Annotated in this window: 16 protein-coding genes; all 16 read right to left on the reverse strand. The window is 64.3% G+C overall.

Annotated elements, in window-relative coordinates:
* A partial coding sequence (locus RT688_RS00840; protein WP_313702960.1) for a beta strand repeat-containing protein occupies positions 1–4636 on the reverse strand: 4636 nt, incomplete at its 3' end.
* 56 nt (positions 4637–4692) lie between these two features.
* Positions 4693–5085 carry a DUF6916 family protein gene (locus RT688_RS00845; RefSeq protein WP_313702961.1) on the reverse strand — a complete coding sequence of 131 codons (393 nt, stop codon included), beginning with the start codon at positions 5083–5085 and terminating at the stop codon, positions 4693–4695.
* Entirely contained in the window at positions 5085–5585 is a 501-nt protein-coding gene (locus tag RT688_RS00850; protein ID WP_313702962.1) for a GNAT family N-acetyltransferase, read from the reverse strand. The genes RT688_RS00845 and RT688_RS00850 overlap by 1 nt, the downstream gene beginning before the upstream one ends.
* Positions 5585–6106: a tail fiber protein gene (locus RT688_RS00855; RefSeq protein ID WP_313702963.1), complete on the reverse strand. Its 522-nt coding sequence runs from the start codon at positions 6104–6106 to the stop codon at positions 5585–5587. The genes RT688_RS00850 and RT688_RS00855 overlap by 1 nt, the downstream gene beginning before the upstream one ends.
* 11 nt (positions 6107–6117) lie before the next feature.
* A complete protein-coding gene (locus RT688_RS00860) occupies positions 6118–6624 on the reverse strand; it encodes a phage tail protein (protein WP_313702964.1) in 507 nt (168 codons plus the stop codon).
* 40 nt (positions 6625–6664) lie between these two features.
* Positions 6665–7144 carry a tail fiber protein gene (locus tag RT688_RS00865; protein ID WP_313702965.1) on the reverse strand — a complete coding sequence of 160 codons (480 nt, stop codon included), beginning with the start codon at positions 7142–7144 and terminating at the stop codon, positions 6665–6667.
* Positions 7145–7223: 79 nt separating this feature from the next.
* The gene (locus RT688_RS00870) at positions 7224–7517 is read right to left on the reverse strand and encodes a DUF6916 family protein (protein ID WP_313702966.1); all 294 of its coding nucleotides are present in this window, start codon (positions 7515–7517) and stop codon (positions 7224–7226) included.
* Positions 7518–7779: 262 nt separating this feature from the next.
* Positions 7780–8202 carry a F0F1 ATP synthase subunit epsilon gene (locus RT688_RS00875; RefSeq protein ID WP_313702967.1) on the reverse strand — a complete coding sequence of 141 codons (423 nt, stop codon included), beginning with the start codon at positions 8200–8202 and terminating at the stop codon, positions 7780–7782.
* Positions 8203–8229: 27 nt separating this feature from the next.
* On the reverse strand, positions 8230–9633 hold the full coding sequence (atpD, locus tag RT688_RS00880) for a F0F1 ATP synthase subunit beta (RefSeq protein ID WP_313702968.1): 1404 nt from the start codon (positions 9631–9633) through the stop codon (positions 8230–8232).
* 33 nt (positions 9634–9666) lie between these two features.
* Complete coding sequence (gene atpG, locus RT688_RS00885) at positions 9667–10542, reverse strand: F0F1 ATP synthase subunit gamma (RefSeq protein WP_312547428.1); 876 nt, start codon at positions 10540–10542, stop codon at positions 9667–9669.
* Between the two features lie 69 nt (positions 10543–10611).
* Positions 10612–12153 (reverse strand): F0F1 ATP synthase subunit alpha, encoded by a 1542-nt coding sequence (gene atpA, locus RT688_RS00890; protein ID WP_312547429.1) that lies wholly within the window; start codon positions 12151–12153, stop codon positions 10612–10614.
* Between the two features lie 86 nt (positions 12154–12239).
* On the reverse strand, positions 12240–12773 hold the full coding sequence (locus tag RT688_RS00895) for a F0F1 ATP synthase subunit delta (RefSeq protein ID WP_313702969.1): 534 nt from the start codon (positions 12771–12773) through the stop codon (positions 12240–12242).
* 2 nt (positions 12774–12775) lie between these two features.
* A complete protein-coding gene (locus RT688_RS00900; RefSeq protein ID WP_313702970.1) occupies positions 12776–13246 on the reverse strand; it encodes a F0F1 ATP synthase subunit B in 471 nt (156 codons plus the stop codon).
* A 72-nt stretch (positions 13247–13318) separates the two neighbouring features.
* Entirely contained in the window at positions 13319–13564 is a 246-nt protein-coding gene (atpE, locus tag RT688_RS00905) for a F0F1 ATP synthase subunit C (RefSeq protein ID WP_019139942.1), read from the reverse strand.
* Positions 13565–13651: 87 nt separating this feature from the next.
* Positions 13652–14488: a F0F1 ATP synthase subunit A gene (gene atpB / locus RT688_RS00910; RefSeq protein ID WP_313702971.1), complete on the reverse strand. Its 837-nt coding sequence runs from the start codon at positions 14486–14488 to the stop codon at positions 13652–13654.
* On the reverse strand, positions 14488–14829 hold the full coding sequence (locus RT688_RS00915; RefSeq protein ID WP_313702972.1) for an ATP synthase subunit I: 342 nt from the start codon (positions 14827–14829) through the stop codon (positions 14488–14490). Before RT688_RS00915 ends, atpB begins: the two co-directional genes overlap by 1 nt.
* Positions 14830–15179 lie beyond the last annotated feature (350 nt).

A 15179-nucleotide genomic window follows, 5' to 3' on the forward strand; every position in this document is an offset into this window, starting at 1 on the left:
CGGTCACGGTAACCGTCTTGCCGGTAGCCGCGTTCTTGTCGGCGAAGCTGGCGCTGTCCGCGCTCAGCGACAGGACGTCGCCGGCGATGCGGTCGTCGCCCAGCACCACGTTGGCCGCGGTGCCGCCGTCGTAGGTCTTGTTCAGGCCGGTGGCATTCGCATGCAGCACGCGCGCGAAGATGTTGGCGCTGGTGGCGATGGTGGTCGAGGCCAGCGCGTAGTTGCCGGCATCGTCGCCGCCCAGCGCGAGGCCGGTGACGCTGACGGTCTTGCCATTGCCCGCGTTCTTGTCCTGGAAGCTGGCGCCGTCGGCGGTGAGCGCCAGCAGGTCGCCTGCGACACGGTCGTCGTCCAGCACCACGTTGGCCGCGGCGCCGCCGTCATAGGTCTTGTTCAGGCCGGTGGCGCCGACCACCAGGGTGCGCTTGGCGATGTCGGCGCTGGTTGTGGCGCTGTTCGAGGCCAGCGTGTAGTTGGCTGCGTGCGTACCGCCGAGCGTGATGCCGGTGACGTCGACGGTCTTGCCGGTGCCGGCATTCTTGTCGGAGAAACGGGCCACGCCGTCGTAGCTCAGCACGTCGCCGACGATGCGGTCGTCGCCGAAGTTCACGCCCGCGACGTTGTTGCCGTCGTAGGTCTTGTTGACGCCGGTAACGGTGGCGGTCAGCACGCGCGGCGTGATGGTGAAATTGGCGCCGGTATAGTTGATCGCGTAGCCGAGGTTGTTGCCGAGGCTGCCGGCATTGATCGCGTAGCTGCCGGCGTTCCTGGTCAGGCCGCTCACGCCCAGGGAACCGGTCAGGACGCCGATGTCGTCGCCATCGATGTAGCCGGTCACGCTGCTGAAGCCAAGCGCCGGCAGCGCGGTGGTGCCGTCGTAGGTCCTGCTGGCCGCGGCCGCGTTCACGGTCAGGGTCGGCGTGATCGAATACAGGAACCAGTTGCCGTTGCTGGCGTAGACCGGCGTCATGCCGGTATACGCCTGGCTGTAATGCTTCTTGTAGCCGCTCAGGCCCTCGAGCGTGGCCATCGGGTTGTTCGAGTACACCAGGTAGCGGCCCGCGCCCGGGTTGATGCCGGCGGCGCTGGCGAAGTTGAGGAAGGTGCTGCCGGCGTTGGTGGTGGCGACCTCGATCAGGTCGTTGCCCGTGCCCTGGATGCTGCCGCCCGCACCGATGACGACGTTGCTGTTGGCGCTCGTGCCCAGGTTCTTCAGGCTGGCGCTGCCGGCCAGCAGGTTGCCGCCGATGGTGATCGCGCCGCTGTCGCTGCCGCTGCCGGTCCTGCCGGCGCCGTCGGCGATCGTCATGCTGACCCGGCCGCTGCCGGCGTTGATCGTGGTGCCGGCGGCGGTGGTGATGCTGGCTGCGCCGGCGTCACGGTAGGCATTGACCACGCCGTTGGCGGTCCTTTCGTTGGCCACCAGGGTCAGGTCGGCGTTGCCGGTGATGATGGTCGAGTTCAGGGCGATGCTGCGGCCTGCCTGCAGCGTGAGCGAACCGTTGCCGCTGCCGCCGGCGACCACGATGTCGTTGCCGGCTTCCAGGGTGATGTCGTTGTTGGCCTGCAGGGTGATCGAGGTGCCGCTGTCGAGCGCGCTTTCCAGCATGCCGGCGTCGATCGTCGCGTTGGCGGACGGTGTGCCGCCGAAGGCCAGGCTGGTGGCCGGGGCCGGCGTCAGGCCGAAGGCGCGCACCGCGCCATAGCCGTAGTTGGCGTTGTTGGCGTTGCCGTCGCCGAAAGGCGAGCCGACGACCAGGCGGTCGCCGGCGGCGTTCAGGGCGACCGAAGCACCGAAGTTCTCGCCGTCTTCCAGGCCGATCTCGGCAGCAGGTCCCGCCGTGTTGCCGCTGCCGAGGACGGTGGTGATGGCGGCGCCGTTGAACTGGTTGTCGACGAAGTCGACGATGCGCACGTTGCCGTTGCCGGCGCCCATCGAGCCGATCGCCAGGCGCGTGCCGCTGCTGTTGAAGGACAGGCCCGAGCCGAAACCTTCGTACCGCTGCACGTTCACGTTCAGGTTCTTGCCGCCGGTGAAGCCGTTGCCGAAGGTGGCGGCGTGCACGGTCGCGCCGTAGGGGTTATTGAACAGGTAGACCGCGCCGCTCGAGTCGTTGACGCCATAGGCGCCGACGGCGAGCCGGTCGCCGCTGCCGTCAAAGGCGACCGACATGCCGAACTGGGCATCGCTCGGCAAATTCATGTTGACGGCATAGCCGGCGCCGATACCCTTGACGAACGTCGGGGTGGCGAGAGCGTTGTTGAACAGGAAAACCGCGCCGCAGTTGACGCAGTTGCCGTTGGCGCCCTGATCGTACAGGGCGCCGACGGCAAGCCGGTCGCCGGCCGCATTCAGCGCGACGGATTGTCCAAAGGCGCTGGTGAACGGCACGTTGAGCGAAGGATTGTCCGGCCTCAAGGTCGCGGTCAATACCGGCGCGGCAAACTGGTCGCCGCCAAAACTGAACATGCGTACCGAGCCGAGGCCGCCTGCGTCGTTGGACGCGCCAACCGCCAGTCGTGTGGCGTCGGCGTTGAGTGCCAGCGAGTTACCGAACCACGCTCCATTATCCAGGTCGATGGCGAGGTTGTTGCCGCCGGTGTAACCGGAACCAATCGTCCCCTGCAGGGTCGCACCGGCGAAGTTCGCGTTCGTAAAGCTGAACAGGTGCACCGCACCGCGTTCGTTACCGGTGTTCGGACCAATGCCAAAACCGTCGTCATACGGCGCGCCGACCGCAAGACGGGTACCCGCCGCGTTCAGCGCCACGGCCATGCCGAAACCGTCGCCGTCCTCGAGGTTGCCGACTTCGGTGCCCTTGTCGGCGACGCCCTTGCCGAGCACGGCCTGGTAGGTCCAGGCGCTGCCCGAGCTGCCGATGGTGATGTTCTTCGGGTCGAGCAGCAGCTGGCCGCCCGCGCCCAGCGCGAGGCGGTCCAGGCCCACGTGGCGCAGCTCGTCCTTCGAGGAGATCTCGACGGTGCCGGCGGCGCCCGCGCCGCGCGCGTCGACGCTGCCCAGCATCGTGGTCTGCTTGTCCGACCAGACCACGGCGGTGCCGCCCTGGCCGGCGCGTCCGGTGGCGCCGACCTTGATCGCGCTGCCGTCGCTCACAAACGTGCTGGTGGCGTTGGCGATCGGGGCCGTCTGGCCCCAGCGCGTCACGAAGCGCGCCAGGTCGGGCGCGTCCGCACGCACGGCGCCGCCCTGGAAGGCGCCGCCGACGCGCACCAGGCCGCCCTGGGTATTGCCGCTGGCGTCGAGCTGGGCGCCGAGCAGGCGCACGTCGTTGCCGGATACGTCGATGCGCCCGCCGATGCCGGTGCTCGAACGCGCGCTGTAGCTGCTCGACGACAGCACGCCGCTGTCGCCCTGCACGCCGATGCTGCCGCCCTTGGCGAGGCCGCTGGCGTCGACCGAGGCGCTGCTGCTCTCGATCACCATGCCGGCGCTGCGGTAGCTGACCGCGCCGCCGTCGCCGCCGCGACCAATTGCACTGGTCGCCGCCGCGGTCGACAGGGTGCCGGCCGCGTTCACGTCCACGCTGCCGCCGCGCACGCCGCTGGCGTCGATCTTGCCGTCGAGCGCGACGAAGCGGCCCTCGACCGCGACCGCGCCGCCCTTGCCGTTGCCGCTGGACGCGTCCAGCGCGCCGGCATGCACCTCGCCGTCGCCGACCAGGCGGATGCTGCCGCCATCATGCACCAGGCCGCGCGCCTGCACGACGCCGGTGTTGTTGACGGTAGCGCGCGCCAGCGCGTCGGCGCCCTTCGCGCTCAGTTCGACGCGGCCGCCGTCGGCCTGCAGCAGGCCGCTGTTGTCGGCCAGCGCGGCCACCGCGCCGCGGTCCACGCGCAGGGTGATCAGGCCGTCGCCGCGCAGGTCGACGCCGACCTGTTCGCCGGCGCCCAGCGCCACGCTGCCGTTCGGCGCGACGATGCTGCCGCTGTTGGCCACGCTCGGCCCCAGCAGCGCGACGTAGCCGCCGTTACTGGTGCGGATGCTGCCCTCGTTGCCCACGGCGCCGGCGCTGGACGAACCGCTGAAGGTATAGCGGCCGGCCAGGAAGTCGCCGTCCGGCAGCGCCAGGCTGGAAGCGATCAGGCCGCCGACGTCGACGCGCGCGCTGGCGCCGAACAGGACGCCGCTCCCGTTGACCAGGAAGACCTTGCCGTTCGCGCTCAGCTGGCCATAGATGCGCGAAGGGTCATTGCCCAGCACGCGGTTCAGTGCCACCGCATTCGCGTTCGGCTGCACGAAACGCACGCCGGCATTCGCGCCGATGTCGAAGCTCTGCCAGTTGAGGATTGCCTTGTCGCTGCCCTGGTGCACCGTCATCTGGTTCGCCGCCTGGGTCACGCTGGCCTGGCCGGCCACCACCTGGGCGCCGGTCGGCAAGGCGTTCCCCGCCGGCGCGGCCGGCAGCGCCTTCGGGGCAGGCGCCGCGATACCGGCAAACCCCGGCGGCGCGGCCAGCGCGGCGCCCGAGAGCGCGGTGCCGACCAGCGCGGCCGTCAGCTTGCGCGAGGCGCTCTTGCCACGCCCGCGCGCGCCTTCCGCGACGGCGACCCAGCAGGAGTGGACGTGGCTCCAGACGAGCCGGTAGAAACGGTTGGTGGAGGCATGTTTATGCATGGCGGGATCAGGTGCGAGCGATGGTTAGGGCGGCGGTAACAGGGCCGTCGGGTTGGTCAGGTCAGCAGGGTGAAGTCGGAACGGCACATGGCGCCTTGGGCGTCATGGCCGCCCGGCGCCAGGTGCAGCGAAAAGCGTCCGAGCGCAGGATGGTCCATCTCGTAGATGCCGTCGGCGACCGCGAACCCGGCCGGCGTGCGGAACAGCAGCGAGAACTGGTCCAGGCGCGGATCGGGCGTTCTGGTCGGCGGCACGCGCACGGCCGCCAGCGTGATCGCCATCGCACCGAACTCGGGATGATTCAGCCAGAAGGACTGGCCGACCAGTGCGTCGGCGCTCGCGCGGCTCCAATGGAAATCCTCGGCGGCGGCCGCGAGCGTGGTGTTCAGGCCGAAGCTGGCCAGCGCCAGCGTCGTACCGGCGGACTTCAGGAATTGTCGTCGTTTCATTATTGGTTCTGGGACGGGGCGGCGGACAGCGCGGGCAGCCACTGCATTGTCCGGTGCATGCCGTGGAAATCGGTTTCGGTAAAGCCGAGGCGCAGGTACAACGCTTGCGCCGGATTGTGCTGCTCGACCTGGAGAACGAGGCGGCGTCCGTCGTGGGCCGCTTCCTCCTGCAGGGATCGCAACAGGATGGTGCCGATGCCCTGGCCGCGGTACTGCGCCAGCAGCGCCACGTCGATCACATGGATCTCGTCGGCGCTCCTGTCCACATACAGGCGGCCGAGCGGCTCGCCGGCGCGCTCGACGATGTCGAAGCGGGCCTGCGGATAATGGTTCTGGTAATGATGGTGCTGGGCGTTGAACTGCATGTGCAGGAAGCCTTCCGCGCTGGCGGCATCCCAGCCGAACAGCGCGATCTCGGGCGCACGCACCTCGGCATAGACGCGGCGCAGGAAGGCCTCGTCCCCGGGGTGCATCGGGCGCAGCTGCAGTTCCTGGTTCATCACGGACGCGGCGGGTAAATGCCCTGCAGGGCGATGCAGAAATTGAGCACCAGGTAAGGCTGCATGTTGTTGTGCGGGCTGCTGCTGCCGTTGGGGGCCAGCGCCTGCGGGCTGGCCGGCGCGCTGGTGTCGCCCGGCGCATACACCTGCGCCGTCGTGGTGCGGGCAAACCCCTTTTCCGGGGCCGGGGTCGAGGCATCCGCCGCTCCGCCCGAATGCATCAGCTGGTGGCTGTGCGACGGGACCTCGCTTTGCAGCAGGGTGACGGCGCTCGTGCCGCCGACCTGGCCCAGCGGATGGTTCGACAGGCCGGGCCCCTGCCCTTGCTGCAGCGGCGCGCGGCTACGCAGGTCGGGCAAGGCAAAGGTGTTCTTGCCATCGCCGCCGTAGACGGTGCCGAGCAAGGAATACAGGGCGGTGTTCTGCGACAGCGGCATCAGCTGGCCGTTGCACTGGGCCCAGCCGGTCGGGGCGAAGTCGCCCGGGAAGATGCGGATCTCGCCTACAAATTGATCGCTCATTGAAGTGTTCCTTAAGTCTGCATCGGGAAGATGCCGAACAACGAAATGATGAAGTTCACGCTCAGGTAGGGCGCCATGTTGGCGTGCGGCTGGTTGCCGCCGGCGGCCGTGCCGATGGCGTTCGCCGTCATCGGTCCCGGGGTCCCGACCGGCCCGTAGACGCTGGTGGCGGCGACCGTGGCGGGCACGCCGTTGGTGGCGTCATAGGTGCTGACTGCCGTGTCGGTCGTTGCGACCACGGCATGGGTATGCACAGGCATCTGGTTCGGGGTCAGCGTGACGGTCTCGACCCCGCCTCCCCCGCCCAGGGCAAACTGGCGCAGGCCGGTCCCGTTGCCGGTCGTGCCGCCGACGTGCACCGGCACGCGGCCGCGCAGGTCGGGCAAGGCAAAGTTGGTCTGGCCGTCGCCGCCGTAGGTGGTGCCGATCAGCATGAACAAGGTGTCGTACTCTTCGATCGGCAGCAATTGGCCCTGGCACAACTCCCAGCCGGCTGGCGCAAAGTTGCCTGCGAACATACGGATTTCTCCGATATAAGGTGGCATGGTGGGGCTCCGATCAGTTAGAGGAAGGGAAGATGCCGGTCAAGGCGATGGCGAAGTTCAGGCCGAGGTAAGGTTGCATGTTCTCGTGCGCCTGCGACCCGCCCGCCGTGGTCACGCTGCCGGGATGCAGGTTCGTCAGGTTGGCGGCGGCGCCGAACATGTCGCGTCCCCGCATCCCGCGCTTGCCGAGCAGGGCGTTGGCGGGGCTCATGGCGGTGGTGAGGCCGGTGTTCGCCTTCAGCTCATGTACGTGTTGCGGCATTTCGTTGACCGTCAACGTATGGGCTTCTTCGCCGCCCTTTTGAGCAAGATTGAAGCCTGGGCCCATGTGCACCGGCATGCGGCCGCGCAGATCCGGCAAGGCGAAGTTCACCACCCCGTCGCCGCCATAGCGATTCCTGAGCAGGGCAAACAGGGCCTGATTCTGGTTGATCGGCAGCAGCTGGCCGTTGCACAGTGCCCAGCCTTTGGGCGGAAAGTTGAACGAGATCATGCGGATCTCGCCGAGATACTGATCGGACATGGTGCTCCTCGGGTGGCGGGCCGGTCGGTTGTGACGGCCGGGTTCGATATCAGTTGAAAATGGCTTGGTATTGCACGCCTTGCGCATCGCGGCCGACAGGCACCAGGAAGATCGCCAGCGTTCCCAGGACGGCATGCTCGAGCGTGTGCGTCGCCTGCTGCAGTACCGGTTGCGCCGGTCCGCGGAACATCAGGGAAAAGCGGCCCTCGTCCGGCATCTGGCTATCGAGCGGAGCGGTCTCGCACAGGTCGAGCGCGACGCCGTCCACGCCGGCGACGGCGAACACGGTGCCGCGCTGCGCCGCAAAGCCGGCGAGCGTGGGCGGAATTGGAGTCATGGACATGGAAAACCTTGTTTCTTCTCGTTATGGACGAATTCTACGGGCTAACTTCCACCAGAGAAATCATATTGTTCTGGATCAATACGTAATTTGTTACGGTACAACACAGGCTTACATAGAAAACTATTCGAAATAACAAGAAAGACCGTTGTTCAGTATTGTTCAGGCAACAAAAAAGACAGCCGAAGCTGTCTTGATTTCCGCTGGGCGCGGAATAAAAAAAGGCAGCCCGCAGGCTGCCTTTCTGTTGCTGCTACCGAAGGATTTAACGGCCCTTCGAGCGCAGCTTCTGGATCGCGGCCAACTGCGCGATCGCCGCGGCCAATTCGGCCTGGGCTTTCGCGTAGTCGATCTTCGAGTCCTGGTTTTGCATCAGTTCTTCCGCCTGGCGCTTGGCTTCCTGGGCTTTCGCTTCGTCCAGGTCGCCACCGCGGATCGCGGTGTCGGCCAGCACGGTCACGCCGTTCGGCTGCACCTCGAGGATGCCGCCGGCGACGAATACGAACTCCTCGCCACCGCCGGCCACCTGGATACGTACGGCACCAGGGCGGATCCGCGTGATCAGCGGGGTGTGCTTCGGGTAGATACCCAGCTCGCCCGCTTCACCCGGCAACGCGACGAATTCGGCTTCACCAGCGAAGATCTGCTCTTCGGCCGAGACCACGTCAACGTGAATAGTGTTTGCCATGTGTGTCCTTCAGGTTGAAGAAACCGATTAAGCGGCCAGTTTCTTGGCTTTTTCGATCGCTTCTTCGATGGTGCCGACCATGTAGAACGCCTGTTCCGGCAGGTGGTCCAGTTCGCCCGACGCGATCATCTTGAAGCCCTTGATCGTGTCTTTCAGCGAAACGTACTTGCCCGGGGAACCGGTGAACACTTCAGCGACGTGGAAAGGCTGCGACAGGAAACGCTGCATCTTACGAGCGCGTGCCACGGTCAGCTTGTCTTCCGGCGCCAGTTCGTCCATGCCCAGAATCGCGATGATGTCGCGCAGTTCCTTGTAGCGCTGCAGGGTGCCCTGCACGGCGCGCGCGGTCTCGTAGTGTTCCTGGCCGACGACCAGCGGGTCCAGCTGGCGCGAGGTCGAGTCCAGCGGGTCGACTGCCGGGTAGATACCCAGCGAGGCGATGTCACGCGACAGAACGACGGTCGAGTCCAGGTGGGCGAAGGTGGTTGCCGGCGACGGGTCGGTCAAGTCATCCGCAGGGACGTACACGGCCTGGATCGAGGTGATCGAACCGGTCTTGGTCGAGGTAATACGCTCTTGCAGGCGGCCCATTTCTTCGGCCAGGGTCGGCTGGTAGCCCACCGCGGACGGCATACGGCCCAGCAGTGCCGACACTTCGGTACCGGCCAAGGTGTAGCGGTAGATGTTGTCGACGAAGAACAGAACGTCCTTGCCTTCGTCACGGAAGGCTTCCGCCATGGTCAGGCCGGTCAGTGCGACGCGCAGACGGTTGCCCGGCGGTTCGTTCATCTGGCCGTAGACCATCGCCACTTTCGAGTTGGTCGGGTTTTCCAGGTCGACGACCTTGGCGTCCGCCATTTCGTGGTAGAAGTCGTTACCTTCACGGGTACGCTCACCGACACCGGCGAACACGGACAGACCCGAGTGCGCTTTAGCGATGTTGTTGATCAGTTCCATCATGTTGACGGTCTTGCCGACGCCGGCGCCGCCGAACAGGCCGACCTTGCCGCCCTTGGCGAACGGGCAGACCAGGTCGATCACCTTGATGCCGGTTTCCAGCAGGTCGGTCGATGGCGACAGTTCGTCGTACACCGGAGCCGAGCGGTGGATCGAGGCCATGCGCTCGTGGCTGACCGGACCGCACTCGTCGATCGGGTTGCCCAGCACGTCCATGATGCGACCCAGGGTCGCGACGCCGACCGGCACCATGATCGGGTTGCCGGTGTTCTGGATGGTCATGCCGCGACGCAGGCCTTCCGAGCTGCCCAGCGCAATGGTACGGACGATGCCGTCGCCCAGCTGCTGCTGCACTTCCAGCGTCAGTTCGGAGCCTTCCATTTTCAGTGCGTCGTAAACCTTCGGCATGGCGTTACGCGGGAATTCCACGTCAACCACTGCGCCGATACACTGAACGATTTTGCCATCAGCCATGTTCGTTCCTTCAGATATAGTTAAATTCTTTATTTAGACCGCTGCCGCGCCGGCGACGATCTCGGAGAGTTCTTTGGTAATCGCTGCCTGGCGGGTCTTGTTGTAGACCAGCTTCAGTTCGCCGATGACGTTACCCGCGTTGTCGCTTGCCGCCTTCATCGCCACCATGCGTGCCGACTGCTCGGACGCCAGGTTCTCGGCGACGGCCTGGTACACCAGGGCCTCGACATAGCGCACCAGCAGCTCGTCGATCACGACTTGCGCTTCCGGCTCGTAGATGTAATCCCACGAGATGCCGCCTTTTTCCTGTTCCAGGTGCTTGGCCGGCAGCGGGAGCAGCTGCTCGACGACCGGTTCCTGCTTCATCGTGTTGATGAACTTGGTGTAGCACAGGTAGACCGCGTCCAGCTGGCCGTCCTGGTATGCGTCGAGCATGACCTTGATCGGGCCGATCAGCTTTTCCAGGTGCGGCGTATCGCCGATCTGCGTTGCGTGCGAGACGACCTTGGCGCCGATGCGGTTCAGGAAGCCCAGGCCCTTGTTGCCGATGGCAACGGCCTCGATGCGGTTGCCCGCCGCTTCCATTTCGCGCGACTTCTGCGTCACCTGGCGCAGGATGTTGGTGTTCATGCCGCCGCACAGACCCTTGTCGGTCGTGACGACGATGAAGCCGACAGCTTTTGCCTGCACGTTCTTGGCTTGCGCCATGAAGACGTGCGTGTACTCCGGATTCGCGCCAGCAAGATTCGCCGTGATGTTACGAACTTTCTCACTGTAGGGACGGGCGGCGCGCATCCGGTCCTGCGCCTTGCGCATCTTGGATGCGGCGACCATTTCCATCGCCTTGGTGATCTTCTTCGTATTCTCTACGCTCTTGATCTTGCCACGTATCTCTTTGCCTACTGCCATGAGTCCTTACTCCTTCCGGTCACCAGCATCGCCGTGTTGCCACTGCGATGCTGGATTCTTCCTCATTTATTAGAATGCGCCGGATTTCTTGAAATCAGCAATGGCGGCGGCCAGCGCAGCTTCGCCGTCCTTGTCCAGTTGCTTGGTTTCGTCGATCTTCGACAGCAGGGAAGCGTGGCTCGCCTTCAGGAAGTTGTGCAGGCCGTGCTCGAACGGCAGCACTTGCTTGACTTCGATGTCGTCCAGGTAGCCCTTGTTGACGGCGAACAGCGATGCGGCCATCAGCGAGGTCGACAGCGGCGAGAATTGCGCCTGCTTCAGCAGTTCGGTCACGCGTGCACCGCGGTCCAGCTGCTTGCGGGTCGATTCGTCCAGGTCCGAGGCGAACTGCGCGAACGCAGCCAGTTCACGGTACTGCGCCAGGTCGGTACGGATACCGCCGGACAGGCCCTTGATGACCTTGGTCTGGGCGGCGCCACCGACGCGCGAGACCGAGATACCGGCGTTGATCGCAGGACGGATACCGGCGTTGAACAGCGAGGTCTCCAGGAAGATCTGGCCGTCGGTAATCGAAATCACGTTGGTCGGAACGAAGGCCGAGACGTCGCCTGCCTGGGTTTCGATGATCGGCAGCGCGGTCAGCGAGCCGGTCTTGCCGGTCACGGCGCCGTTGGTGAACTTCTCGACGTAGTCGGCGTTCACGCGGGCTGCGCGCTCGAGCAGACGGCTGTGCAGGTAGAACACGTCGCCCGGGTAGGCTTCGCGGCCCGGCGGACGGCGCAGCAGCAGCGAAATTTGACGGTAGGCAACTGCCTGCTTCGACAGGTCGTCATAGACGATCAGCGCGTCTTCGCCGCGGTCGCGGAAGTATTCGCCCATCGCGCAGCCCGAGTAGGCCGAGATGTACTGCATGGCGGCCGATTCCGACGCCGATGCGGCGACAACGATGGTGTACTCCATCGCGCCGTGCTGTTCCAGCGAACGCACGATGTTCTTGATGGTCGATGCCTTCTGGCCGATTGCCACGTACACGCAGGTGACGCCCTGGCCCTTCTGGTTGATGATCGCATCCACCGCCACAGCCGATTTACCGGTCTGGCGGTCGCCAATGATCAGCTCACGCTGGCCACGGCCGATCGGCACCATCGCGTCGATCGACTTGATGCCGGTCTGCATTGGCTGCGAAACCGATTCACGGGCAATCACGCCCGGTGCGATCTTTTCGATCGGGGCGGTCAGCTTGGCGTCGATCGGACCCTTGCCGTCGATCGGCTGGCCCAGTGCGTTGACGACGCGGCCACGCAGTTCCGGACCGATCGGCACTTCCAGGATGCGGCCGGTGGTCTTGACGGTGTCGCCTTCGGAGATGTGCTCGTACGAGCCCAGGATGACGGCGCCGACCGAGTCGCGCTCGAGGTTCATCGCCAGACCGAAGGTGTTGCCAGGGAATTCCAGCATCTCGCCTTGCATCACGTCCGACAGACCATGGATGCGGCAGATACCGTCGGCGACGGAGATCACCGTGCCTTGATTGCGAACGTCAGCCGAACCTTCCAGGCCCTGGATCCGGCTCTTGATCAGCTCGCTGATTTCAGATGGGTTAAGTTGCATAATTGCTAACTCCTAATAGTTTCTTGATGCGTAGGGCAAGGACGTGAGATGCCGGTCGAAGGTGCTAAGTTCCTGCGAAGTGACGCTTACGAGACCAGCGCAACATGCATCTGTTGCAGCTTGGCGCGTACCGAGGTATCGAGCACTTCATCACCGACCACCACACGCACGCCACCGATCAGCGACGGGTCCACGGTGACCATGGGATTGAGCTTGCGGCCGAATTTCTTTTCCAGCGTTGCGACGAGTTGCGCCACCTGGGCATCGGTCATGTCGAACGCGCTGTAGATGGTCGCGTCGGCAGCGCCTGCCTGCGCGTTCTTCAGCACCTGGAACTGCGCGCCGATTTCCGGCAGCAGCGCGACGCGGCCGTTTTCGGCCAGCATCGTCAGGAAGTTCGACGCTTCCGGGGTCATCGGCGACTTCACGAGCGAGGTCAGGGCGCCGGTGATATCGGCGGCGGACACGTTCGGGTTGGCGGCAAACGCCTGCACATCAGGGTTGGCGCCGACTTGTGCCAGTTCGGACACGAGTTCGGACCAGGCTGCCAGGTTGCCCTGCTGGGCAACACGGAACAGCGCTTCGGCGTAGGGACGAGCGACGGTTGCGAGTTCAGCCATGATCAGAGCTCGGTCGACAGTTGCGACAGCAGGGCGGCGTGCGCGTCTGCGTTCACTTCGCGCTTCAGGATCTGCTCGGCGCCCTGGACTGCCAGTGCGGCGACCTGGCCACGCAGTTCCTCGCGCGCGCGCGTTACCTGCTGCTCGGCGTCGGCCTTGGCGGCGGCAACGATACGGGCGGCTTCTTCAGCGGCGGTCTTCTTGGCTTCGTCGATGATCAGCGCGGCGCGCTTTTCGGCGTCAGCGATGCGCTTCTGGCCTTCGTCACGGGCGCCGGCCAGTTCGGCCTGCACGCGTTTCTCGGCGGCGGCCAGGTCGGCCTTGCCGCGGTCGGCGGCGGCCAGGCCGTTCGCGATCCGCTCGGCGCGCTCGTCGAGCGCCTTCATCAGCGGCGGCCACACGAACTTCATCGTGAAGGCAGCCAGGACGAGGAAGACGGCGAGCTGTGCAAACAGAGTTGCGTTAAGGTTCACGGTTTTTCCCTTCTCACAAAAACGGATGCCGAACCGCGATGGTTCGGCCCTTCAAACCAATTTGCCAGGTAATTAACCGGCGACGAATGGGTTTGCGAATGCGAACAGCATGGCGATACCAACGCCGATCAGGAATGCCGCGTCGATCAGGCCAGCCAGCAGGAACATCTTGGTCTGCAGGGTGTTCATCAGTTCAGGCTGACGTGCCGAGGCTTCCAGGTACTTACCGCCCATCAGAGCGATACCGATACATGCGCCGATAGCGCCGAGGCCGATGATCAAACCGCAAGCCAGTGCAACAAAAGAAACGTCAGTCATGATTACTCCAAAAAGTTAATTTAAAAACTAGATTAAAAACTACAACTTCGTTACAACCACTATCTTGTTCGATGCTTGCGGCGCCGATCAGTGGCCTTCGTGGGCCTGACCGAGGTACACCAGCGTCAGCATCATGAAGATGAATGCCTGCAGGAACACGATCAGGATGTGGAAGATCGCCCAGATCGAGCCTGCGATTACGTGGCCGACGAAACCGAAGACGGTGGCGGTCGAACCAAGCAAAGCGATCAATAGGAACAGCAGCTCGCCGGCGAACATGTTGCCGAACAGTCGCATACCGAGCGACACCATTTTTGCTGCGTATTCGATGATGTTCAGCAGCAGGTTGAACGGCGCCATGTAGATGCCGAACGGTGCTGCGAACAGTTCGTGGAGCCAGCCGCCCAGGCCCTTGACCTTGATGCCGTAGTACAGCATCAGGATCAGCACGCCCAGCGAGATGCCGATGGTGCCGTTCAGGTCGGCGGTCGGGACCACGCGGTGATACGGGAACAGGTGCTCGACGCCGAGCCACTTGAAGGCTTCCGAGAACATGTCGACCGGCAGGAAGTCCAGCGAGTTCATCAGGGCGACCCAGACGAACACGGTCAGCGCCAGCGGCGCGATGAAGCTGCGGTCGCCGTGGACGATCGACTTCGACTGGTCTTCGACCATCTCGACCAGCATCTCGACGGCAGCCTGGAAGCGGCCCGGCACGCCGGAAGTGGCCTTGCGCGCCGCCATCCACAGGATCAGGCAGCCGACGACGCCCATGGCGATCGACCAGAAGATGGTGTCGTAGTGCAGGACGTTGAAGTCGACCGGACCTTCCTGGTGGTGGTTCGCCAGATGGCCCAGGTGGTGTCGGATGTATTCTGAAGCGGTGGGCGCGTGGGTTGCGCCTTCTGCGGTTGGAGTCGCCATTATCGATGCCTAAATAATAAGAATATGTAACTTTTCAGCGCCACGATGAAGCCGGCGAGAAGCGCCAGCCAGTTTAGATCGCGGTACAACCACGCAGTTGCTCCCAGCAGGGCAAGCGTCAGTGCAATCTTTATAAATTCCCAGACAAAAAACGTCAGCGGGTTCGTCCCGCCTGGTTTGTGTGTGGCGGCAAACAAGCGCAACGCCATGATGCCATTAGGCAAGACACAACAGATTCCGCCCAGCACCGCCGAAAACATCGCAGGCCATCCCCCCAGCAGTGCGGCGATGAGGCCGGCGACGACTGTTGCGATCAATTGCAGGGAGACCAGGCGCAACATTTTTATTCTTTCGCCTTAGCCATGAGAACCGAGTTACGGTGTGGTAATTACATGAATCAGCGGGATTATAAGTTCGTTATACCCGTTGAGTCAAACGATTCCGGCTCTTCCGTGGTACTCGTGGAGGCAGGAAAATGTGTCATAAATATTGACAGAACGAACAGTTTTCGCCGTAGTTCGCGTGTCGAAATGCAGATGTCCGGAGGAACTTTGGGGCGCAAAATCTTCGAGGGCGGATGCCGGAGGGAGGTAGGGTGGACGGCTTCGCCGTCCGCGCATTCAAGCGGCGCGGGCAAGGCCGGGATGCCGAAAAGGCAAACATTCGTGTCAACGTTCGATCGGCTGGGCTG

Source organism: Massilia sp. (genome assembly GCF_032106685.1).
Lineage (GTDB): Bacteria > Pseudomonadota > Gammaproteobacteria > Burkholderiales > Burkholderiaceae_D > Telluria.